This window comes from Litchfieldia sinesaloumensis (assembly GCF_900156865.1).
Lineage (GTDB): Bacteria > Bacillota > Bacilli > Bacillales > Bacillaceae_L > Ferdinandcohnia > Ferdinandcohnia sinesaloumensis.
Map to the genome: position 1 here is coordinate 2,207,505 of NZ_LT732529.1, position 21,373 is coordinate 2,228,877.

General features: G+C 38.3%; 19 protein-coding genes and 1 other annotated feature. All 19 genes read right to left on the reverse strand.

What is annotated here, in order from left to right; all coding sequences use genetic code 11:
* Position 1 precedes the first annotated feature (1 nt).
* Positions 2-328, reverse strand: a complete 327-nt coding sequence (locus CZ490_RS11030) for a ribosomal-processing cysteine protease Prp (RefSeq protein WP_077618943.1) — start codon at positions 326-328, stop codon at positions 2-4.
* A gap of 11 nt (positions 329-339) precedes the next feature.
* Positions 340-648 carry a 50S ribosomal protein L21 gene (gene rplU / locus CZ490_RS11035; RefSeq protein WP_077618944.1) on the reverse strand — a complete coding sequence of 103 codons (309 nt, stop codon included), beginning with the start codon at positions 646-648 and terminating at the stop codon, positions 340-342.
* Positions 649-665: 17 nt separating this feature from the next.
* Positions 666-875 (reverse strand) — a sequence feature (ribosomal protein L21 leader region).
* A 73-nt stretch (positions 876-948) separates the two neighbouring features.
* Positions 949-2,418 carry an Rne/Rng family ribonuclease gene (locus CZ490_RS11040; RefSeq protein ID WP_077618945.1) on the reverse strand — a complete coding sequence of 490 codons (1,470 nt, stop codon included), beginning with the start codon at positions 2,416-2,418 and terminating at the stop codon, positions 949-951.
* A gap of 60 nt (positions 2,419-2,478) precedes the next feature.
* On the reverse strand, positions 2,479-3,345 hold the full coding sequence (locus CZ490_RS11045; protein WP_077618946.1) for a M50 family metallopeptidase: 867 nt from the start codon (positions 3,343-3,345) through the stop codon (positions 2,479-2,481).
* Positions 3,338-4,123 carry a M23 family metallopeptidase gene (locus CZ490_RS11050; RefSeq protein WP_077618947.1) on the reverse strand — a complete coding sequence of 262 codons (786 nt, stop codon included), beginning with the start codon at positions 4,121-4,123 and terminating at the stop codon, positions 3,338-3,340. Before CZ490_RS11050 ends, CZ490_RS11045 begins: the two co-directional genes overlap by 8 nt.
* 210 nt (positions 4,124-4,333) lie before the next feature.
* Positions 4,334-8,758, reverse strand: a complete 4,425-nt coding sequence (locus CZ490_RS11055; RefSeq protein WP_077618948.1) for a S8 family peptidase — start codon at positions 8,756-8,758, stop codon at positions 4,334-4,336.
* Between the two features lie 621 nt (positions 8,759-9,379).
* Entirely contained in the window at positions 9,380-10,180 is an 801-nt protein-coding gene (gene minD, locus CZ490_RS11060) for a septum site-determining protein MinD (RefSeq protein ID WP_077618949.1), read from the reverse strand.
* Positions 10,181-10,182: 2 nt separating this feature from the next.
* The gene (minC, locus tag CZ490_RS11065) at positions 10,183-10,875 is read right to left on the reverse strand and encodes a septum site-determining protein MinC (RefSeq protein WP_077618950.1); all 693 of its coding nucleotides are present in this window, start codon (positions 10,873-10,875) and stop codon (positions 10,183-10,185) included.
* A 71-nt stretch (positions 10,876-10,946) separates the two neighbouring features.
* Positions 10,947-11,456, reverse strand: coding sequence for a rod shape-determining protein MreD (gene mreD / locus CZ490_RS11070; protein WP_159439944.1), 510 nt, complete (start codon positions 11,454-11,456; stop codon positions 10,947-10,949).
* On the reverse strand, positions 11,453-12,319 hold the full coding sequence (mreC, locus tag CZ490_RS11075) for a rod shape-determining protein MreC (protein WP_077618952.1): 867 nt from the start codon (positions 12,317-12,319) through the stop codon (positions 11,453-11,455). The genes mreD and mreC overlap by 4 nt, the downstream gene beginning before the upstream one ends.
* Positions 12,320-12,395: 76 nt before the next feature.
* On the reverse strand, positions 12,396-13,418 hold the full coding sequence (locus CZ490_RS11080) for a rod shape-determining protein (protein WP_077618953.1): 1,023 nt from the start codon (positions 13,416-13,418) through the stop codon (positions 12,396-12,398).
* 138 nt (positions 13,419-13,556) lie between these two features.
* Positions 13,557-14,228 (reverse strand): RadC family protein, encoded by a 672-nt coding sequence (radC, locus tag CZ490_RS11085; protein ID WP_077621036.1) that lies wholly within the window; start codon positions 14,226-14,228, stop codon positions 13,557-13,559.
* 124 nt (positions 14,229-14,352) lie between these two features.
* Positions 14,353-14,919, reverse strand: a complete 567-nt coding sequence (locus tag CZ490_RS11090; protein ID WP_077618954.1) for a Maf family protein — start codon at positions 14,917-14,919, stop codon at positions 14,353-14,355.
* Positions 14,920-15,149: 230 nt separating this feature from the next.
* Positions 15,150-16,244 (reverse strand): hypothetical protein, encoded by a 1,095-nt coding sequence (locus CZ490_RS11095; protein ID WP_077618955.1) that lies wholly within the window; start codon positions 16,242-16,244, stop codon positions 15,150-15,152.
* Positions 16,245-16,381: 137 nt separating this feature from the next.
* A complete protein-coding gene (locus tag CZ490_RS11100; protein ID WP_077618956.1) occupies positions 16,382-17,197 on the reverse strand; it encodes a PRC-barrel domain-containing protein in 816 nt (271 codons plus the stop codon).
* 69 nt (positions 17,198-17,266) lie between these two features.
* On the reverse strand, positions 17,267-18,751 hold the full coding sequence (locus tag CZ490_RS11105; protein WP_077618957.1) for a hypothetical protein: 1,485 nt from the start codon (positions 18,749-18,751) through the stop codon (positions 17,267-17,269).
* Positions 18,752-18,916: 165 nt separating this feature from the next.
* Positions 18,917-19,690: a hypothetical protein gene (locus tag CZ490_RS11110; protein WP_077618958.1), complete on the reverse strand. Its 774-nt coding sequence runs from the start codon at positions 19,688-19,690 to the stop codon at positions 18,917-18,919.
* Position 19,691: 1 nt separating this feature from the next.
* On the reverse strand, positions 19,692-20,384 hold the full coding sequence (locus CZ490_RS11115; protein WP_077618959.1) for a PilN domain-containing protein: 693 nt from the start codon (positions 20,382-20,384) through the stop codon (positions 19,692-19,694).
* A complete protein-coding gene (gene pilM / locus CZ490_RS11120; protein WP_077618960.1) occupies positions 20,385-21,359 on the reverse strand; it encodes a type IV pilus biogenesis protein PilM in 975 nt (324 codons plus the stop codon).
* Positions 21,360-21,373 lie beyond the last annotated feature (14 nt).

The following is a 21,373-nucleotide window of genomic DNA, read 5'->3' on the forward strand; positions in this document are numbered from 1 at the left end:
TTTATGATTGAATTTTCATATATTGTCCATAATCAAGTTCAATCGTTTGTAAGGATACAAGCATTCCCTCTAAAAGAAGCTGTACCTTTTCCTCATTTGTTTCATCCTCGAGATGAGGAATCTGACAGCGGAGGAATCCATTTTTTTCTTGTTCCAATATCGGCTCCACTTTACATAAAGCATATATGGAATTAATGGTACCAAAAGCAACCGCTGAGGCACCTGCACAAACGATATCCTTACCAGGAATATCATATTCGGCATGTCCACTCATAGTGAATGAATCAATTCTACCCGAACTATTACGATTAATAGTTACTTTTATCATGATAGAAGGCCTTATGCGTTGATTTTTTCGATTGTAACTTTAGTATAAGGTTGACGATGACCTTGCTTTTTACGGTAGTTCTTTTTAGCCTTGTATTTGAAAACAGTGATCTTCTTAGCGCGACCTTGTTTTTCAACTTTAGCTGTAACAGTTGCACCATCAACAGTTGGGCTACCAACTTTAACGTTGTCGCCACCTACGAATAAAACTTTGTCAAAAGTAACTGTTCCACCTTGTTCTACGTCAAGCTTTTCAACATAGATTTCTTGGCCTTCTTGAACTTTGATTTGCTTACCGCCAGTTTCAATAATTGCGTACATATTTGCACCTCCTAATAGTTTGGACTAAGACTCGCCACTACACAGGCGCTCCGGCAAATGATAAGCTGCGAACTTCTGCGTTGGCTTGCCAGTCCGTTCCTCACGTAGTTTAACTACGCTCCGGTACTCCTGACTTCGCCGCCTTGAATTTCTTGCTTCTAATTTGCCTCCGGTTTTCAAAAAACCATGGAAACTTAAGTACCTGGAATGAGCGGTTGTAGCAGTGGGTGCTACAAACAATAACATGAAAATATTATCACAAAGACTAGACAGAGTCAATATAAATTCAAAGCTTAACATTTAGATACGATTTTTAAGTCTATCTTTGATTTCATCATTACTTCCCATGTGTCTAATCGTATACTCAGGACTGGATGATGCTTTTACTGTTAAATAAATTCGAAATAATAATACTTCTTCTAATCTTTTTTTATGCTCTTGATAATCACCTTGAAAAACATTGATGACTTCTTCAGTAGCTTCAATCCATACAGCTTCGTAGTCCATACCTTGTTGTTCCCATAATTCACGTTCAAGCTTAAATGCCACCGTTTCTGCTGAATCGATTCGACCTGTTCCTTCACAGGTAGGGCAGTTCGTTTGTAGAATGGTCCCAATATCTTGTGTTGTCATTTTACGAGTGAGCTCTAAAATGCCAAGTGAAGTAAAACCATGAACAGTCACCCGATTCCGGTCTTTCATCGCTACTGTACGTAGGGCTTGGATTACTTTCTGGCGCTCTTCATTTTGCTTCATATCGATAAAATCAATCAAGACAATTCCACTAATATTACGTAGCATTAACTGATGCGCAATTTCCTTCGCGGCGGCTATATTGGTTTTAAACACTGTATCTCTTAAATTCTCTTTCCCCTTGAACTTACCAGTATTCACATCGATGATTGTTAAAGCTTCCGTCTGCTCAATTAATAAGTATGCCCCGTTATCTAACCAGACAACATGCTTTAATGCTTTTTCAATTTCCCGCTCAATGCCATAATAGGAAAATATATTTTCTTTACCTCGATAATGGGAGACTTTTTCTTCACCTAGTTGTTCCTTGATTTGTCGGAATTCACTACTATCATCAATTATTATTTCTTTGATATCTTCAAGTCTGTGTTCAAGTAAAATTTTATCAACAAGTTTATTGGCATCAAACAAAAGACTCGGAGGCTTAAGTGATTTTTGATTTTCCACTATCGCAGTGTAGCGTCCTCTTTGAAAATCAAGTTCCTTTAGAATGAGTGATTCATCTTGATTCTCACAAGCAGTCCTGATTATGAGACCTTCTGAATTTCGTAGTTGTGTTTGACCAAAATTTCGCCATTTAGTCCTCTCTTCCTCCTCCTTCATTTTCCGTGAAACAGCTACATAATTTCCAAACGGCAAATAGACAAGGGAAGAACTAGGAAACTCAATGAGTCCAGTTAGTTTAGGGCCTTTCCGCTCAGTACCCTCCTTTATAACCTGAACAATGATTTCCTCACCTTGTCTAACAAAATGGGAGATATTCTTTTCTTTTTCACTTTGGGATGCAAGTTGATAGGTTGCGAGCTGTTCACGCCCAATATAGCCATTTTTACCTAATCCTATATCAACAAAAGCTGCCTGCATCCCGGGCAGAACATCAATCACACGTCCCTTATAAAGATTGCCAACAATTTCTTTATGCTTTGGTTGTTGAATACTCAACTCCATAACTTTATTTTCCATGACCACAGCCACACGTTTTTCACTCGTCTTTGCATTAATAATAATTGTCTTCAAACTTGTTATCCTCGCTTTGCCGTTACATTTCTCCTTATAAATGTACCTCAAGATGCAACGTCAATACAAGTAGAGCAGTTCACCAACAGGCTGAGTGATTTTTTTATCATTAAAATAAGCGTGTAACAATTCATTTTCATCTAATGGTCGTTGATTTTCCCCATCCTTCCTAACGACAATAGGATGTTTACATCCTCGTTGAAACATAGAGAGGACCGAATACACCATTTCGGTTTCATCCACAATCAAGGGCTTCAATTTTGTAAAGGTATCTTGTTTCCCGTAATAACGTTCTAGTAAAAACCTCATAAATACATAATGACGCTTTCTCCATTCCATAATAATCGAGAAGAAAAGGAAGAATAAAATGACCCAAAGATTTAGATTAGTAGGATTGTAAAACAGCATCCCAATCAATATTAGCCCCGCTACCAAGGATGATACAACAAGCATTCTTTTATGCGCTTCAAAAAAAGAATGCTTATATGAAAAAAGGAGGTAAATGAGTTTTCCGCCATCTAGCGGCCAAATCGGAAGAAGGTTAAAGAAAAAAATAACCACATTGTGATATAAAAATAGATCGAATGTTTTTTCATCGATGACGGAACCAACGAATAAAAAATACGCAACTGCTACCATCCAAATATGCTGCATAGGACCTGCCAGAATAACAAGAAGTTCTTCTTTTAGGGGACGATTCCCGTGTTCATCCATCTCCGCTACACCACCAAACGGTAGAAGTTGGATTTTCTTTATTCTCCATGAAAAAAAATGGGCACATGCAGCGTGTCCCATTTCATGGACCAATATGATGAGAAATAACATCAAAAGTTCCCTAAAGTGTGCAGTTATAACTGCTATTCCGACAATAAGCCAGAGTAACGGGTGTATTTCGATTTTTCTGAGGAGTTTTACATAGTTATTCAAATTTTATCACCTGTATTGGATCGATAAATGTTTCACCTTGCTTTATAGCAAAATAATACGTACCTTTGTTCTCTCCCTCCGGTTCTTGAACCTTCCCTACCTCTTGTCCTGTTTCTACATAATCATAAAGTTTTACATCGACAGTTCCTAAATTTCCATACCATGTTTCAGAACCATCACTATGTCGAATCACAACCGTTTTCCCTAGTTCACCCTTAACTGAAACTTCTTTCACATATCCAGCGTTCATTGCTTCGACTACTTTACTATCTGTTTCAACAATTATTCCTTGACCATTTGCTTCAAAGGTCTCAGTCACTTTCCCAGCTGCAGGAATGGCATACTTTCCTGGTGTTTGGACACTCTCACTCTCTTTATTTTGCTTCATAGGAATTAATGCAAGCGGACTGCCAAAAGTATCCTGATACCATTCTGTTACGACAGCAAATTGGAACTCTTTCTCCATGGTACTGGATACAAATTGCCGGACGTTGTCAAATGTGGGAGATGCACTTTTGAATACAATTCCTACGGATAATACGAGAATGGCAGAGAGTAATATTTTAAAAAGAAACACTTCTTTACGAAATAGAGGATGCCCCCCATCACCACCCGAACCACCACTCTCAAAAGATGCGGTGTACGTACTCCCTCCAAATCTGTCCTCATCGCTCACTAAATAGGGAGGAGTATTCTTTTTTAGATTAGCAGGGCCAGAGTATTTCGCCCGCTTTCTCTTCGCAATTCTCCTTCTAATTTCATTCGCTCGATTACTCATCTTTACACATCATCCCTTGTCCATATTATTTGTACAAGTTTATGACCGGAAGACATCAGTTATGACAATAAAGAAACTCTAGTAATCAATTGATTTAGAATCTATCACTTGTAAAACTAAAAAAGACACTCTTCTAGAAAAGTGACTTTAGATAAGAGGCTAATAGAAAAAGGAGGATGGGATTTCCCCATCCTCCTTTCCTACTAAAGACTATTCATTTTTTCCTGGCTTGTTTGGTTTACCAGGCTTTTCGGGTTTACCTGGTTTTTCTGGTTTGCCCGGTTTTTCGGGTTTACCTGGCTTTCCTTTGCCAGGGTTACCGTCATCTTCTTGTACGTTGATGATTAATTTACCAGTTGCAATTTGTCTTGCTTCGTTACCAAACTCATCTCTTACGATTACCTCAATTTCAGCACCATCAGCAATTACGCTAGAAACGGCTGTCCAGTATCCTTCATAGACACCAGGTGAGACTTCACGCATTGGAAGTTCCGTAACATTGCTAAGTTCTTTTGTATTTGTCAACGGCATACGAATTGCAAAGGTAGCGTCTAATCCCGGTTCACTTGTGAAATCAATCTTCACACTTTCACCCGACTGTAGACGTACATCCTCAGTTGGATTTAGATCAGAAATCGTCAAATCACCAAATTTCACGACTACGGTCACTTGATTATTCGACACATTCCCTGCTTTATCCGTTGCAACAACTTCAATTTTGTTTTCGCCATTATCTAGGAGAATACGCTTAGTAAAGTTACCATCTGTTACAGATGCATTCTCACCATTTACTGTGACAGTATCAATATTTTCATCTTGTACTGTACCCGTTACAGTAATCGCTTCTTTATTTGTCTTTAATCCATCTTCTGGACTCGTAATCAAAAGTTCTGGAGCTGTTTGGTCAAGTGTAACAACAACAGCTTCTGATTCGTCCGTAATACCCGTTTCTGTTGATGCCTTAGCCGTTAATGAATTTTCACCAGCTTGTAATTCAACATCCACAGAATACGTACCTTCGGCAGTAGTATCAGTTGTTGCTACTTCTTCACCATTATTAAATACGTGTACAGTTGTTGTTGGAGCAGCTTTTCCTTCAACTGTAACAGTTGATTCATTTGTAAATGATCCTGTAGCAGGCGAAGTAATTGTAGGTGCCGTTACTTCATAATTAACTGTCGCACGAATCATATAGTTCCCTTCCGCTTCCGGTGCTAATGACCATGCGCCACCGACATATTGCCAGCTACGCCCTGTATATTCACCGTCTTCGTCAGTTCCAAGTCCTGGAGCATTTGGATTCGCATCTGCTTGAATATATACCATATAGAAATCACCATCTACAATGATACCTTCATTAGCAAGGTCAACATTCGTCCATTCCCCAGTTCGAAGAGCTGTTGCATCAATTGGTCCAGCGAGCTTTTTACCTGGAGCACCATCTGTTCCAGTAGCGTCCCATACTTCAACCTTGAAATTAGTTCCTCCTGGAGTTGGCCATGTTGTATCCCAGAAACGGAACAAACCACCTGTTACAAGTGCTGTATCTTGCCCCTCGGATAGTGACATTTTCACTGCCCAGCCGTTTCCAGCATCATAGAATGCACGAGCATTTTCAGCAGTACCGTCATCATAACTAATTTCACCAGGGAATCCAATGAATGGTCTTAGTTCAATATTTTGTTCAACGTCTCCATCAAGCACAATTTCAAATGATTCACTATAATAAGAAGGTGCCATTACACGAACCGTATAAGTACCTTCATAAGCAGTAAGTGAATAGTGACCATTTTCATCTGTTTCAACTGGAGTTACATTTGCATCTTCTACAAGTAATAATGTTGCACCTGCTACTGGATCACCTGTTGCTGCATTCGTAATCGTACCAGAAACAGTTCCTTGTGCTTTTTCTTCTAGTACAAAGTTTGCTACGGCTTCACCATCTGCCTCAACCGTTACTGTTTGTTGAGCAGAATTGTATCCATAGCTTTCTGCAACAATGGTAAAGTCTCCAGTTCCGTGAATTAATTCATATGCCCCAGTTGCTGGGTCAGTTGTCACAGATCTACCTGATTCAACTACACTGATCTTAGCTTGTAATGGTAATGCCTGCGGACTAGTCTCATCAACATCGACTTCCTTCATGTCCGTGTGAGAACCCTCTGGCTTAATTTTTGCAGCGTCCACCTTTTCTCCGTCTTTCAAAGCAACTGAACCATCAGCTTTAGTCGGCATGACTCCTAATTGTGCTTTATTTCCAACCGATTGGGACTCATTAGAAAGACGTACATCGTCAATGTACCAACCATCTCGAACAACACTTCCATCAGTTGTTACATTAAAGCCAATATAGATTCTTTGACCTGCATACTCGGATAAATCAACTTCTGCTGGTTGCCAGCCGGAAGTCACATCTGTGATCCGAAGTAGTTGGGTCCAGTTTTCCATATCTGTTGATACAAAAACATGACCGTAATCCCAGTTACGTTCAAGGTTATACCAGTTCATATATTGCAGGTATGCTGGATCATCAGCAGGTAAATCAATAGGAGGCATGACAAGCGTCATATTAGCACTACTATTGTAGGTTCCCGCTAGATTAGTAGCATATACTTTTTCTCCTGAAGCAGCCCCATTCGGCCCACTTGTAGGAGCACCCCATTGCCAACTGTCTCCTGCACCATATGAGAACCATCCTACAGGATTTGATTCAAAGTCTTGGGAGTAACCAACAGAAATTCCTGGCTGTACCGAAACTTCATACGTGTCTGTTGTTACATCATTTTGACCAAAGTCAACAACTTGCCAACGATAAGTTACAGATGGAACTGCGATATCCTCACCTGGAATAACCGCCTCAAACGTACCCTCGTTGTAAGTACCTGATGTTTGAGTAGCTGTTACATTTACCCATTCACCAGCTTGATTTTGATATTGGAGTACTACTGATGTAACACTTACATTGTCTTGAACAGAAATGGAAACCGGTAAATCCATCCCTGCGTATGTTTCAGAAGGTGCTGTATGCTCAAACGTTGGAGCTTCTTCGTCGGTACCGTCTTTTGCAACCTGACCTTTTATTTTCCCAAGTCCTGAAGCAACAGATGATACAGCAAGATATGCATTAACTAATCCATGCCCATAACCAAAGTTAGGTGATTCTGGGAATGTACCGTCTGTTAAAGGTGTTGCAGTTGATGTAATAATTTCTTCGATTTCTTCAATTGATAGTGATGCATTTGCTTGTTTTAATAAAGCTACAACAGCAGAAATATGCGGTCCTGCCATTGATGTGCCGTTCCATCCACCCTCATATCCACTTCCAGGTACAGAAGAACGAATATTTACACCCGGAGCTGAAATATCAGGTTTGATATCTCCTTCATAAGGGGATGGGCCTTGTAATGAGAAGTTTGCTAAACGATCATTGATGTCTGTAGCCCCTGTTGCAAAAGATTCTGGGTAGTTTGACGGCGTGGCAATTGAGCCTGGGCCACCTGGATTAAATAATGTTGTGTTACCCGCTGAGAATTCAGGGAAGATATCCGCTGCTCTCCAGTTTTGAACCATTGGACGATACCATTCGTCTAATCCAGGTCCTCCACCCCACGAATTGTTAACAACATCTGGAGCCATATCAGGGTTACCGCCTGGAGCAATAATCCACTCCCCAGCTTCTAGTAAATCAATATCTGATCCCCCCGATGCTGTGAATGCCTTAACAGCAATCCACTTTGCACCTGGTGCAACACCGATCTGATTTGCACCATTGGGCTCAGCACCAACCATTGTACCTGTAACGTGTGTACCATGTCCTTGATCATCATATGGAGTAGTTTGACCAGCAGTTGCATCAAACCAGCTGTACTGATGGTTCGGGTTGTTTGGATTAGCAGGATCATATCCGCGATACTGTTCCATTAAAGCCGGATGGTTCCACTGTACACCAGTATCAATACTAGCAACAACCGTACCTGCTCCATCGATCCCCATTTCCCATACTTGTGGTGCACCCACACGATCAATATTCCACTCGATGTTTTGTGGGCTTGCTTTTGATTCTACAGCTGCAGATGCCGGAGCCTTCTCAGCAACTGGAGCATGTAATGTTCTTGTTTCATTTGGTAATACTTTGTCAACTTCAGGGAATGATGCGATTTTCTCCATTACATCCTTCGTTGCAGTTACCGCCAGTCCGTTAACAATGAAGAAGGACTGAATATCTTTTGCATTTCCATTAGCCTCTTCTTTTTCAAGGTATGTCTTAACGTCCCCTTGAGTTTCGATCGCAGTAGTACGTAATTCTGAAACGATTGCGTTTCGTTTAATCGATTTCGTTTTTGCTACTGTGGATTTCTGTACACTTGCTTTTTTAGCTGCTTCATTTGCTACTTTTTTAGAATCTACCTGTTCCTTAAATTTAACAAGGAATGTAACCATCTTGTCGTCAGCAAATTGGTCTTGCAGGCTTTTCGATATTTTACTAGATACTACTTCCTTCTTGTTTCCTAAATAGGAAATTGAAGGATCCTTTGCTTGTGCAGATGCTTGCGCTGTAACAGTCGGTACAAGTAAAAGTGCGCACATTAACATACTTGCAACCTTAGTTAACCTACGTTTCCCTTTTTTCTTCATCAGGTTTCCTCCCTTATTTTTTGGTAATGCATGTGCCCTCCTTCCAGTCAGATTCCTATACTCCAATGATTATTTATCTAAGTAAGTTTGCGATCTTCTAAGCAGAAATCGCAGTATGTAGAAGTACAGGTATGAATTAACTGTAGCCAAAAAAATAAGAAAAACGTGTCGAAAATTAAGATATTTATTTGAAGATTCAGAATTTAGTTAATTTGTAGTATACGGCAAATGACAAATAAGGAGTTTAGTACGAATTAATATACTTTCGTTTCAAAACAAAATTTATGGGGGTTTCTTCCAATAAAATGAGGATGTTCCTAGATTTACGCTATTGAAAAGTTCATAATATCCTTACTAGGCATTATGACTTATTTGTAAAATATTACCTATATTTATTTAAAAAATGATTACATTTTCCTTTTCAATTTGTAACAAAACAAAGGTAAAGCGCTAGACTGGTAGATTATTCCTTTACTTTTTGTTCTCCTGATAGGTACAGCCTCCTAATTAAACGTCAATTGCAAGGAGAGTAAGGACCATATTCTTATAGAGATAGTGATTTCATCAAATGGATTCGTCTGTTAAAAGCACAAAAAAAGACCACCCATTTCGAAAGGTGGTCTAACGAACGCCAAAGAATTTCTTAATCTTTGTAAACATTCCCTTTTGGTCATTTTCAAGTGATTGTAGTGGAATTGATTCTCCTAAGATTCTACGTGCTATATTTCGGTATGATATTGCAGTTTTACTGTTTGAATTTAATGCGATTGGTTCACCGCTATTGGAAGCTTTAATGACCTCATCATCATCGGCAACAATCCCAATTAAATCTATCGATAAATGCGTAACAATCTCATCGATATCAAGCATTTCACCTGACTTCATCATATGATTTCGAATACGATTCACGATGAGGCGTGGTGGCTCAATCTCCTCTTTTTCTAGTAAACCAATAATTCGGTCTGCATCACGAACTGCAGATACTTCCGGCGTTGTGACTACAATAGCCTGGTCTGCTCCAGCAATCGCATTTTGAAAGCCTTGTTCAATCCCAGCAGGACAGTCAATAACTATATAATCAAAATCTTGTTTTAACTCCTCGACCAATTTCTTCATTTGGCTAGGCTCTACTGCAGTTTTATCACTAGTTTGGGCAGCTGGCAGTAAATAAAGATGATCATCGAATCTTTTATCCTTAACTAATGCTTGTTTAAGCTTGCAACGACCTTGAACAACGTCAACTAAATCGTAGATAATGCGGTTCTCTAGACCCATGACAACATCCAAGTTTCGCAGGCCAATATCTGTATCTATTAAACATACACGTTTCCCTAGCACAGCCAAGGAAGTACCTACGTTAGCTGATGTGGTCGTCTTTCCGACTCCACCTTTTCCTGATGTAATAACTATAGCCTCTCCCACAGCTAGATTCCCCCTTCTAACCTTGTTAAATTAGGTCTTATATGAGTTAACTGTTGCAATCTATCAACTACAATCGTCTCATTATCATCTACATATGCACATTCCATTATATTGTCTTCGGATTGACTAGAATCCGGTGCTCTGTTCATTATATCACCAATTCGAAGCTGGGTTGGCTTCATAACAGAGGCTGCAATGATTGCATCTTGTCTACCATAGAATCCAGCATGTGCAATACCGCGCAAGGACCCCATAATAAATATATTACCACCTGCAATGACGGTAGCTCCAGGATTTACATCACCGACAAGCATAAGATCTCCGTCAACTTTTAGGACTTGTCCAGATCGGACTACCTTCGCAACAGAAACAATTTCATGCTTCCTTTTCATTTCTTCTGCTTCTTGTTTTGTGATTACATTGCTATCGATTTCATCGACAACTAAATGCTTTTTATTACGAATTATAGAGCGTATTTCTTCTTCTTGATCTTGGCTTAAAAACCGATTACCAATTTTCACTTTAACAGGAACAAACGGAACATCATCATTCCGTTTCTGGTTCAAGGAAAGCTTTATCTCTAAATCGGAGATTAGTTCTTTAAATGAACAGGAATCATCGAGATGCAACGTTAGTCCGTCTTTTGTCCCTTTTATTGTAACATACTGCTGTTTTTGTCCTTTCACGACGTTCACCTCAACGATATATACTTCAACAAGGGACTCCCTTTTTCCTGTTAAAAATTAATTTTTTTTAGGGAATCCAATTATTCTTCTATATGTAGCTTCCCTAGCAAATTCTTAAAAGGGTATGCAAAAAATAGTATAAAAATAACATTTAGTAGGGTTGTTGGTAAAATTCTAATTTGAAGAAATCGTTCAATAGAAATCGATGTTGTGCCAATCGCTAAATTTACTCCATATACACAAAATTCCAGTGCAATAATTCCGAAAAGACTGAGTAACGAAATGACAAAGATATTTGTTTGTAAAATCCGACTTGCCCAGGAAATAAGATAAGCCATAAGAGTGTATAAAAACAAATACACACCCAAAACTTCTGTATAAACTATGTCGTAGAACAGACCGAAAATAGCTGCACACAATAGGCCCATAGTTTTATTATAATATACTGTAATAAAAGCAACTAATATAAATAAGAACCTAGGAACATAGACATTTTCCTTATGAAAAATATCCGCTGGGACTAAATCAACAAAACTACTTTCTAATAAAAAAACAAACGACAAAATAAGGGGGAGAACGAAACGCTTCACGATTCTTCCTCCTCCTCTTCTTCTGGAACAATCATTGTCCTCTCAACAATTATAACATGATCAATTTCATAAAAATCAGCAGCAGGCTTAATATATGCTGTCTTTGTTAGACCATAATCGTCAGGAACAACATCCATAACCTCACCGATATAAAGTTCGCTAGGAAAGATTCCACCTAAACCAGAGGTTAGAACCTTTTGCTCCTTTTCAATTTTCTCATCCGGTGTATTAATTTTAAATAAAAGTGCTTCCTTCTCTTCGTCATACCCCTCTATTAAACCCATGATTTTCGCTTCACCTTGAATATAGGCAGAGATACGATTGATTCGATTTGGAGAGCTTAATAATTGAATCGTAGATGTGAATGAATTGGCTTGTTTTACTTTCCCAATTAGACCTTTTGAAGTAATAACAGCCATATCAACTTTTACCCCATGCCGTGTTCCTCTGTTAACGGTAATGAGTTCATGCCACTGATCAGGATTACGTCCTATAACAGTCGCCTGTATTTTATTAAACTGGTTAAGTGATTCAGTTTTCTCCAACACATCACGTAATTTTAGATTTTCTTTTTCTAACTCCTGTACCTTTGCTTCTAGCTGACCATAGGAGTCAAGCTTTTCCTTTAAGAGTTTATTCTCTTCATATGTATTACCAATCCGATTCACATTGTCAAAAAAGTTAGCGATGGCTTGAGAAGGTTGATGAAAGATACTTTGTACCCAGCCAACTGAATCCTTCATAAACTGTTCTGGCCATGACAATTTGTTACGTTCTTGTAAGGAAAATCCAATCAATGCCACTAGAACGATAATGCAAACTAGTAAAATAATGAGGCGCTTATTTAGAAAAAATTGTGGCATGTGTTACACCCTCTAACTAAACTTTAGATTTCAACACATATAGTGGGGAAGAAGTTTCCCCACTATCGTAAATTCTTTATCGTAAATCCTTTGATTTACCTTTAAACAAATGAATGTGGTCAAGTGCCTTACCAGTTCCAATTGCCACGCAATCTAATGGATTTTCGGCTATGAGGACTGGCATACTGGTTTCCTCACTAATCACCTTATCTAGATTTCGTAAAAGCGCTCCGCCACCAGCTAATACAATTCCGCGGTCCATAATATCAGCAGCTAGTTCAGGTGGTGTCTTTTCAAGCGTATTTTTTACAGCATCAACTATAGCATACACAGTATCATGTAGTGCCGTTGATATTTCTTCGGCTGTAATCTCTATTGTTTTTGGTAAGCCCGTTAATAAATCTCTTCCACGGATTTCCATGTTTTCAACTCCCTCTGGAGCACCCGCAGACCCAATTTCCACTTTGATTGCTTCGGCCGTCCGGTCTCCAATCATCAGGTTGTAGGTTTTACGAATGTATTGAATGATTGCGTCATCCATCTCATCACCAGCAATTCGAATGGACTGGCTCGTCACAATTCCGCCTAATGAGATAATAGCCACTTCTGTTGTTCCGCCACCAATATCGACGATCATACTTCCAGTTGGCTCCCATACAGGAAGATTTGCTCCAATTGCTGCAGCAAAAGGCTCTTCGATTGGATACGCGTCTCGCGCACCAGCTTGTCGTGTTGCATCAATAACCGCTCGTTGTTCAACGGCTGTAATTCCTGAAGGTACACAAACCATTATATATGGTTTTCTAGAAAAAAAGCTTTTCGTCTTAACCGCTTGGTTTATGTAATATTTCATCATCGTTGCAGTGGTTTCATAATCGGCAATTACGCCATCCTTCATAGGACGGAGAGCAACTACATTACCTGGTGTACGCCCTATCATATTTTTTGCGTCATTTCCTACAGCTACTATCTGCTTTGTGTCTGTTTGCATGGCTACTACAGATGGCTCTCTAACTGCAATTCCTTTTCCCTTTATGAAAACAAGTGTATTAGCCGTACCCAAATCTATCCCAAGGTCTCTTGTACCTATACCTAACATATATGTATCTTCCTTTCTGATACGCAAATAAAGAGTGTTCTTCATGTGTTAAACCTGCGAAAAACTCATAACCAATATTATATCGTACTAAATTAAAAATTAATAGAGGATGTTAAAAAAGTCGGTTAAAAATGATAATTACACATAGCCTTTTTCTTTTAGACTGACATATTTATGTTCGCCAATGATTAAATGATCCAACAGTTCGATACCGATGATCCTACCACATTCAACAAGCCGCTTGGTAACCTCGATGTCTTCCCTGCTTGGCGCGGGATCTCCGGAAGGATGATTATGGATACAAATAATTGATGCGGCAGATCTACGAAAAGCTTCCTTATAGACCTCGCGAGGATGAACAATTGAGGCATTGAGACTTCCAATAAAAATTGTTTGGCGATGAATCACCTGATTCTTTGTGTTTAAGTAAAGGCAAACAAAATGTTCTTGTGTTAAGAAGCGCATGTCTTCCATTACATATTTAGCACCGTCCTCAGGAGACCTAATCACATAACGATCTTCATATTGAAGCTTTCCTATTCTACGACCAAGTTCTACTGCGGCCATAATTTGTACTGCTTTCGCTGTACCGATACCCTTTATAGCCGTTATTTCTTCTACTGAGGCATCCTTTAATAACCGCAAGCCTTCAAAATGATGTAACAAGCGGTTCGAGAGTTGAATAACCGATTCTTCCTTGGAACCAGTTCGTAGCAGAATCGCTAAAAGTTCATGGTTCGAAAGGCTGTCTGGTCCGTCGGAAACCAAACGTTCTCTCGGTCTTTCCTCTTCGGGATAATCACGAATCATTAGTGCAGATGATGTTTTCAAATCGGCTCCTCCTATCTCCTACAGATACTTGGGCCCACCTTTATCTTGAGCACTAAAAGACTACTATGTCATGTAGACGACTTTACAGGCCATTTGTTATGGTTCACATTTGAAACCCTAGATTACGCAGTTCACGAATAGTTCGTGAAACAGGCAAACCAACTACGGAGAAATAGTCCCCTTTTATATGTTTGACAAGGGCAGATCCAAGTCCTTGAATTCCATATGAACCTGCTTTATCCTTTGGTTCGCCTGATGCGACATATGCGTTAATTTCCTCATCCGATAATTCCCAGAACGTTACTTCAGTTCTTTCGTAGAAAACACTTTCGGTATCCTTAGTAAGAATCGCAACTCCTGTTACAACTTCATGTGTCTGATTTGAGAGAGCTCTTAACACTTCTACAGATTCCTGCTCGTTTTTAGGTTTACCTAAAAACTGGTTTTGAAACACAACAGCAGTATCTGCTGCAAGAATATAGGAATCTGGGTATTGGCTTAGAACGGCTTTTGCTTTTTCCAATGCGATTTTCATCACTTTTTCTTCAGGAGCAAGTGTCTCGTCAACGGATTCATCAATATTACTGACGGAAACATCGAAGGAAAGTTTCACATTTCTAAGAAGTTCTTTTCGACGTGGAGAACCTGAGGCTAAAACGAGGTGTTCCATGTTTTTTTCACCCTTTATCAATTATTTCAGAATTGGAAGATACGTGATAATCGTAACAAACATTACATGACTCTTCAATTAGCTAAAATTAAATTTTGGAGATGTTTTAGTGTTTGAGAAAGATTACTGATTTATGTAAAACACAAGTAAAACCGGGCCATAAAAAAGGAAAGGAGTTGATATCCCCTTTCCAATTTACTCAAGAAATCAAATTTTATTAATAAGAGTTATCACTTTATTTCTGAAATCCAATTATTATAGGCTTGATAGGCATTCAATAAGGATTGTTGTGATTGCCATAAGGCCTTTGCATCCCCACCCTTAAATGCTTGTAATTGGGTGAACGCAGCTTCTAGTTCAGTTTGAAATGCTTTAAGTCCGTCATGTAGATTGTCTGCTTTACTATCTTTTACTACTGCAATTTGTTTAGATACATTTTCTAATTGTTCATTATCGATCGAACCAGTTCCAAAAGCTTGAGAAGAAAGAGATAATAAGTCCTTAAAAACAGGTAGACTCACTTTTATTGCTTCAGAATCCCCTTTCGCCGCGTTCGAGTACGTTCCTCCAGGGACTTCAAATGTTTTTGCGAAAAACTCTGGGAAGGCGTCTTTATATTCATCTTTAATCCCTCCGATGGAACCTTGTTCAGTTCCAATCCCTGCAATTACAAAAAAAGCCCCATCCATACCAACAGCAGTAGCTGCGAAACCCTTAGCTTTAATCTCATTTACGGTGGTGTTCGCAGATTCCACAGATGAAAACTTCCCCCCCTGGATAATACCGGTTGATAGACTTTCTAATTCAAGGGTGGCCTGATTGCTGGCTGGAGTATCTTTGTCCTCTCCTGCTGGTGGAGGGTTACCAGTTGACGTGGTTGGTTGAGATGGAGCCTCATTTTCCGCAGGTCCAGCATTGACGTCCCCAACCACTTTTAAAATCATGAATCCAAACCCCGTTCCTAGCACAACTGCTAATGCAATAGAAACAGCCAGTTGTTTTATCGAAAATAGCTGAAACCCCTTCTTTTTTTTGAATTTGGGTTTATAAGAAGAGTTAATAGAGCCTTTTGTTTTGGTTTGTCGCAAGTCCTCAATTGGAATGACAGGAATCTCTCTTTCTTTTGATGATTGATTATTCGTTTCATCTGGTAAAACCCAGTTGAAATCGTCCTCTTCTTCCTCTTGAGCAGCAGCAACCTCATCATTTTCTATTACAATAAGAGGTTTTTCTGATTCGACAAATTCAGGAGTTTCTTGCTGCTCCTTTTTTACCTTCGGCTCTTTACCATTGATTTTAATCGATATCCGATTGTGCTTGTCCATTTTTTCACCACCTATTTAAAGAACGACCTATGTTTTTTTCAATCCTACCATACCAATAAAAAAAAAGAACAAGACATTTGTCGTCTTGTTCCTAAAGGTTTTCGTCAAATACTTACAAATATTTAGTTTTGCTGGTTTTATTCAGCATTCATAGATAATTCAACAAACACACTCGGACCTTGATCTTGCGCCTTCATAATATCATCCACTGATAGATGAGTTCCGGCTGGAATAATGACATTTCCATTGTTATCTAAAATATCTTTTTTGACAACTTTCCCATATAAGAGGTCGACTTGCTTTAAGCGCAGTGCTTTTGCTTCTGATTCTTCATGTTTATCAATTGAAGCATTGATTGCATCAAATGGACTCTGTTCCTGCGTTGATGCTGGTAGAATCTCTTCAATGATTTCGTCATGGTCTGTATCTTGTGTAGATTCTTGTTGCTTTGGGTTCTCTAAATAGTCAACTGAATCGAGGAATTTAGTAGAAGCTTCCTCTTCAACAATGATAATATCTTTTCCATATGTAAGAACTGATTCAGAAGCTAACGCCACTTCGCTGCCAGAGACATTTAATAAAGTACCTAGTAGGTTACCTGTTTCGTCGTCAACATAATACTCAAGAACTTCTCCTAATAGATGACCTTTACGAGTCATTACCTTTGAATTTGTAATCTTAATTTTTTTATTCACTAGGGAATTTGCAATCGGTATCTCATTTAAGTCAATAACAGAACTGTCACTTTCGATTGTAACAGCGTATTCACCAATTCCCACTACTCGTTTGAATGGAATAGCTTTCACGCTAACTTGCCAGTCCTCATGCTCAATTGTAAGAAAGTCTACTGAGCCTTTTTCAGGGTTGATAACAAGTGATTTCACTTTTCCGATCTCGATACCATCTATAATACTTATTATCGGTAGCCCAACAATTTCAACACTTTTCTTCATAACATTCACCACACCTATCTATGTTTAAACGGGTTTTTATTCATTTTACCATGTCTTCGCTATTTTTCGTCATATTTTGCAATATTCTTTTAACAAAAATTTAATTTCCTGTAAAATAACAGGATACTTTTCAAATCTGTCCATATTTTGAGATATAAGAGTTGATAATTCCTCGTATTGTTTAGTTTCTATATAATGATCAATTAATAAACTCACAAACGTATAATAATCATGATCTGAAAGTTGAGGATGTAAATGCTCGATTATTACTTTTTCATATTCGGTTCTAGATAACTGTTTTCGATAGAGCCTGATTTGTGAAACCATCGTATTAAAAAGTAATTGCTTCGTGACATCTGGCTCATCAAGATTAACTTGGTCTCTTTCTTCTAGCTCATTTTCATCTATTATGTCTATACGATCACTATTAAATGTATCTTCATCCAGAGTGTCTGTTTCAAAACTTTCATTGGTTGATTCGTTCTCCGGCTGTGATTCGATAGAGTTTATTTCCTCTATTTCAATCTCATCGTTCCGAATAAGTTCAGGTTCATTCGTAGTTTCCTCTTCTTCGTCTAATTCATCTTCTTCAAAAACAGAAATATCGGAATCTAATGGATCTACTTCTTCTATTTCATCTACATTGGATAGTTCATTTTGAATTTCTTCTTCGATTGCGCTATCTAGATGTGTATTCAGGTTCAATTCTTCAGTCGAGTCTTCCACTATTGTTTCAGTACTGTCTTCATCAGATGACCCATTACCATCGTTACCTTTGTCTTCGTTATTTACTTGTAAACTAGCAAAATCGATATCATCATGTTCAGGCTCTATGTGGGAAATGTCTTCGATAACTGCTATCTCATCCAATTCGAATGGCCCATTATCCTGTTGTTGATCGACATCAGGTTCATTGATTACGTCGTCATTACTTTCATCATTCTTATTCTCTAATTCCATTTCTAATTCTTTTAACAAATCATCTATACTAGAATCCATACTTGTCTTTTCTTCTGGTTCATCCATGATTTCTTCATGAACCAGTTCATCATCAAGCGTATTATTGCCTTCAGAAAGTTCTTCCATTTCTATTGGTTCATCCAGAGTTTCATCGATAGGGTTCGTATCTACTTGATTTACTTCCACTATCTCTTCTGGTAAAGATGAAGAATCTTGTTGATTAGTTTCGACAATTGGTTGAGTATCTTCTCCATGAATGACCTTACTACTACTGCGGATTTCTTTTTCTATGTCGTCTTCAAGTTCAAACTTAATCATTTTTTTCTCCGACTCTTGGTTGTCTTCGTTTTTCTCAAAGATCTGTCTTTCAAATCGAGTCGCCAATATATATGTAAACCCTATTGCTAGCAGTATTAACACAATCCCAGTTTGCCATACGCCCATGATAGCTCTGGCAGCAAGGCCGATTATAAAGATAATAAATGCACTAACAAGAACAAGTAGTTTTCCCCTTTTTGTAAAACCAACTGGTAAAAAATAAACGATAGGAAAAATTAATAGAAGCGATATAATTCCAAATATAAGATATTCCAAGCTGTTCTCACATCTTTCTATAATTTCTTAGTGATACAGTGATTTTTCATATGTTGCATATCCCCCCGAAAACGCAACTCTTTGTTATTTTATACGAATATAATCATTTTATAAAATAACACTCATTAAAACGAGACATGTCATGCCTCGTCATTATGAGATTTTTTATTCGTCGTCACTACTGTCTTCTTCTAAACCAGTAGCTAACGGATTCTTCTTATTGCCAGGTGTAGGAACCGTAAGTATTGGTGCCTCATCAGCCAATTCAGTGTACTTTGGTGCGTAAAAAGACGAGATTGTGACATTGTATACAAGTGGTGCAGGAACTTGATCGGCTGAAGTTAATTCCGATGTACCTGTAAAACTCAACGTATCTACTTTTGTAATTCTTGTTTGGTGTTCAACTACAGATAAAAACTTCTCTAATTCGCGGTAATTTGGTGATTCAACACTTAAGGTTACCGTGATTACACCTAAACCCTCAACTAGTTCTGGATCAATCGTAGCCGTTTCCTCAGGTTGTTTTGTTTCATCTTGAGTATTCTCCTGGTCTGTGTCTACCGTATTTTCAGCATTTACGTCTTCTGTTATTTCTTCAGGGTTCGGTACAAATTGACTTTCACTATACGACATGTTGATGACTTTACTCTCTGATAACGTCTCAGCACGTTCTATATCTAAAATAAGCTGCTCTACTAAAGGAATGACTGGTATTTTCTTTTGTATTTCAGTTGAACTAACAACTGGTTCATCATTTTGTTGTCTCTCAGAAACTAGCTCTAACAGTCTTTGTTCGGTTTTAAGACTGTTTTCAAGCTGTGCGATTTTTTGATTGACCGGATTTACAAGCATGAAATATGCAAGATACGCTGCGCCAAATACGATTACAATTGAAAGGATTAAAATCGTCAATTGTTTACGTGAAAAATGGAGAGTCATCTTAATTCCCCTCCTTTTGTAATGAATTAAACGCTTCTTTATTAATGGTTAATTCAAACTGTGCATAGTACCTCGGCAACACATTGTTATTCTCATTCGTTTCAATCGCGGTATTAGGTATTGGTGTATTGTTGTCTTCATTGTTCTCCGGATTTTGTTCATTATTGGTCTCATTGCCCTGTTCATCTGCATTTTCAACTACTGTATTCTCTTCTAAAGGAGTCGTAGAGATATTGAACAACCTAACCGATTCAAAGTTCGGTGATTCATTTAGTAATGCTAAATAGTGGGCAACCTCGGTATTCGTATCAAATTGGACTTGAAAACTTATGACACCGGTATCGGAATAAGAAAAAGATTGTACGAATCCTCTTTCAGGTAATAAGCCTGTTAGGTGATTTAAAATCGGAACCGTTTCAACAAAATAAGAATCTGCCCATTCAGTTGTTTGCTCTAACTGCAGCAGACTACTTGAATTATTCGCCACTGTACTTTCAGCTTCCGCCGCTGCACGCGCAGCTTGTGTTGCCTTCAGTTGATTGTTAAGATTCTCTTCAACTGCATTCACTTTGTTTAGTTGCAGGAACACGAACAGGATGGCAGCTATTGCAACAATTGCAATAAGTACCCCTATTAGTAAATTAGCTCTATTTCTATATTCTTTTCTAGGAAGTAAATTAATATCTACTAGCATTTATTGCACCTCTTTAAGAGCTAGTCCTAGTGGTAAATAATAATGGTCCGGAAGTTGTTCAAACTGAGTAATCGTATGTACTTGGATTTCATATCTTTGATTAAGTGTTGACGTAATGTCAGTAAGATATGGATGATCTCCACTCATTAAGATAGTGGTAACCCTATCTTTCCCTTGTGTCATATTAAAACTATAAAAATTCATGACATGCTCAATCTCTTTCATTAACTCATCCATTAGAACTTCTAGTTTACTACTGTGGCTATTCCACCTTATATCAGCTAATGTACTTGATTGATTTTGTTGAATATCCCAATCATCAATTGAAGTCTCAAGTGTAATATGTCTCATAAACAACGGGATATCACGATGAAAAATACTGAAATTAACTGATTGCAAATCAAATTGGACGAGCAGAGAATGTTCTTCTGCCTTTGTTTGACCACAAAAATGAAATAGACGATACATACAAAGGGGTGTAATATCAGCTGCTACTGGTTTTAAGTCAACCTCTTCTAACAGAGCTGAATACTCATTTGCCACATCCTCGGGTGCAGCAAAGATAAGAATCTCTTTTCTTGTTTCATCCTCTGAGAGTTTCTTAAAGTCTAGCACCGGTTCTTCAAAAGGTAGATGGATGGTTGTACCCAGTTCCAGATAGATATAGCCGATAATTTCATCGTCCTTAACCTCTTTTGGTATTGTTATCTTACGGATCACAACAAATGGGTCTGGTATCACAAATTGAACGTGGTTCTTTTTTATTCCCCATTCTGACACACATTCATCCAGGATAAGAAGCAATGTATCTCTTTCAATAATCCTACCTTCTTGAATGACGCCAGGTGGTAGATATTTCTCACGAAACTTTTGAACAGTAATAGGGTTTGTTTGTTTCACACCCACATATCGAATTGCATGATCTTTGATGATAATATTCGCCATTTTGTTTGATGTAAAAAGTGTAAAAGCCATTATGTATCCCCTTA

What these genes read in the sequence shown, in the direction of transcription:
- pilM (WP_077618960.1), bottom strand. Translation starts at nt 21,359, where the DNA reads ATGGCTTTTACACTTTTTACATCAAACAAAATGGCGAATATTATCATC.
- mreC (WP_077618952.1), bottom strand. Translation starts at nt 12,319, where the DNA reads ATGCCACAATTTTTTCTAAATAAGCGCCTCATTATTTTACTAGTTTGC.
- rplU (WP_077618944.1), bottom strand. Translation starts at nt 648, where the DNA reads ATGTACGCAATTATTGAAACTGGCGGTAAGCAAATCAAAGTTCAAGAA.
- CZ490_RS11095 (WP_077618955.1), bottom strand. Translation starts at nt 16,244, where the DNA reads ATGGACAAGCACAATCGGATATCGATTAAAATCAATGGTAAAGAGCCG.
- CZ490_RS11100 (WP_077618956.1), bottom strand. Translation starts at nt 17,197, where the DNA reads ATGAAGAAAAGTGTTGAAATTGTTGGGCTACCGATAATAAGTATTATA.
- radC (WP_077621036.1), bottom strand. Translation starts at nt 14,228, where the DNA reads ATGATTCGTGATTATCCCGAAGAGGAAAGACCGAGAGAACGTTTGGTT.
- CZ490_RS11030 (WP_077618943.1), bottom strand. Translation starts at nt 328, where the DNA reads ATGATAAAAGTAACTATTAATCGTAATAGTTCGGGTAGAATTGATTCA.
- CZ490_RS11050 (WP_077618947.1), bottom strand. Translation starts at nt 4,123, where the DNA reads ATGAGTAATCGAGCGAATGAAATTAGAAGGAGAATTGCGAAGAGAAAG.
- CZ490_RS11115 (WP_077618959.1), bottom strand. Translation starts at nt 20,384, where the DNA reads ATGCTAGTAGATATTAATTTACTTCCTAGAAAAGAATATAGAAATAGA.
- CZ490_RS11090 (WP_077618954.1), bottom strand. Translation starts at nt 14,919, where the DNA reads ATGGAACACCTCGTTTTAGCCTCAGGTTCTCCACGTCGAAAAGAACTT.
- CZ490_RS11080 (WP_077618953.1), bottom strand. Translation starts at nt 13,418, where the DNA reads ATGTTAGGTATAGGTACAAGAGACCTTGGGATAGATTTGGGTACGGCT.
- CZ490_RS11055 (WP_077618948.1), bottom strand. Translation starts at nt 8,758, where the DNA reads ATGAAGAAAAAAGGGAAACGTAGGTTAACTAAGGTTGCAAGTATGTTA.
- CZ490_RS11110 (WP_077618958.1), bottom strand. Translation starts at nt 19,690, where the DNA reads ATGACTCTCCATTTTTCACGTAAACAATTGACGATTTTAATCCTTTCA.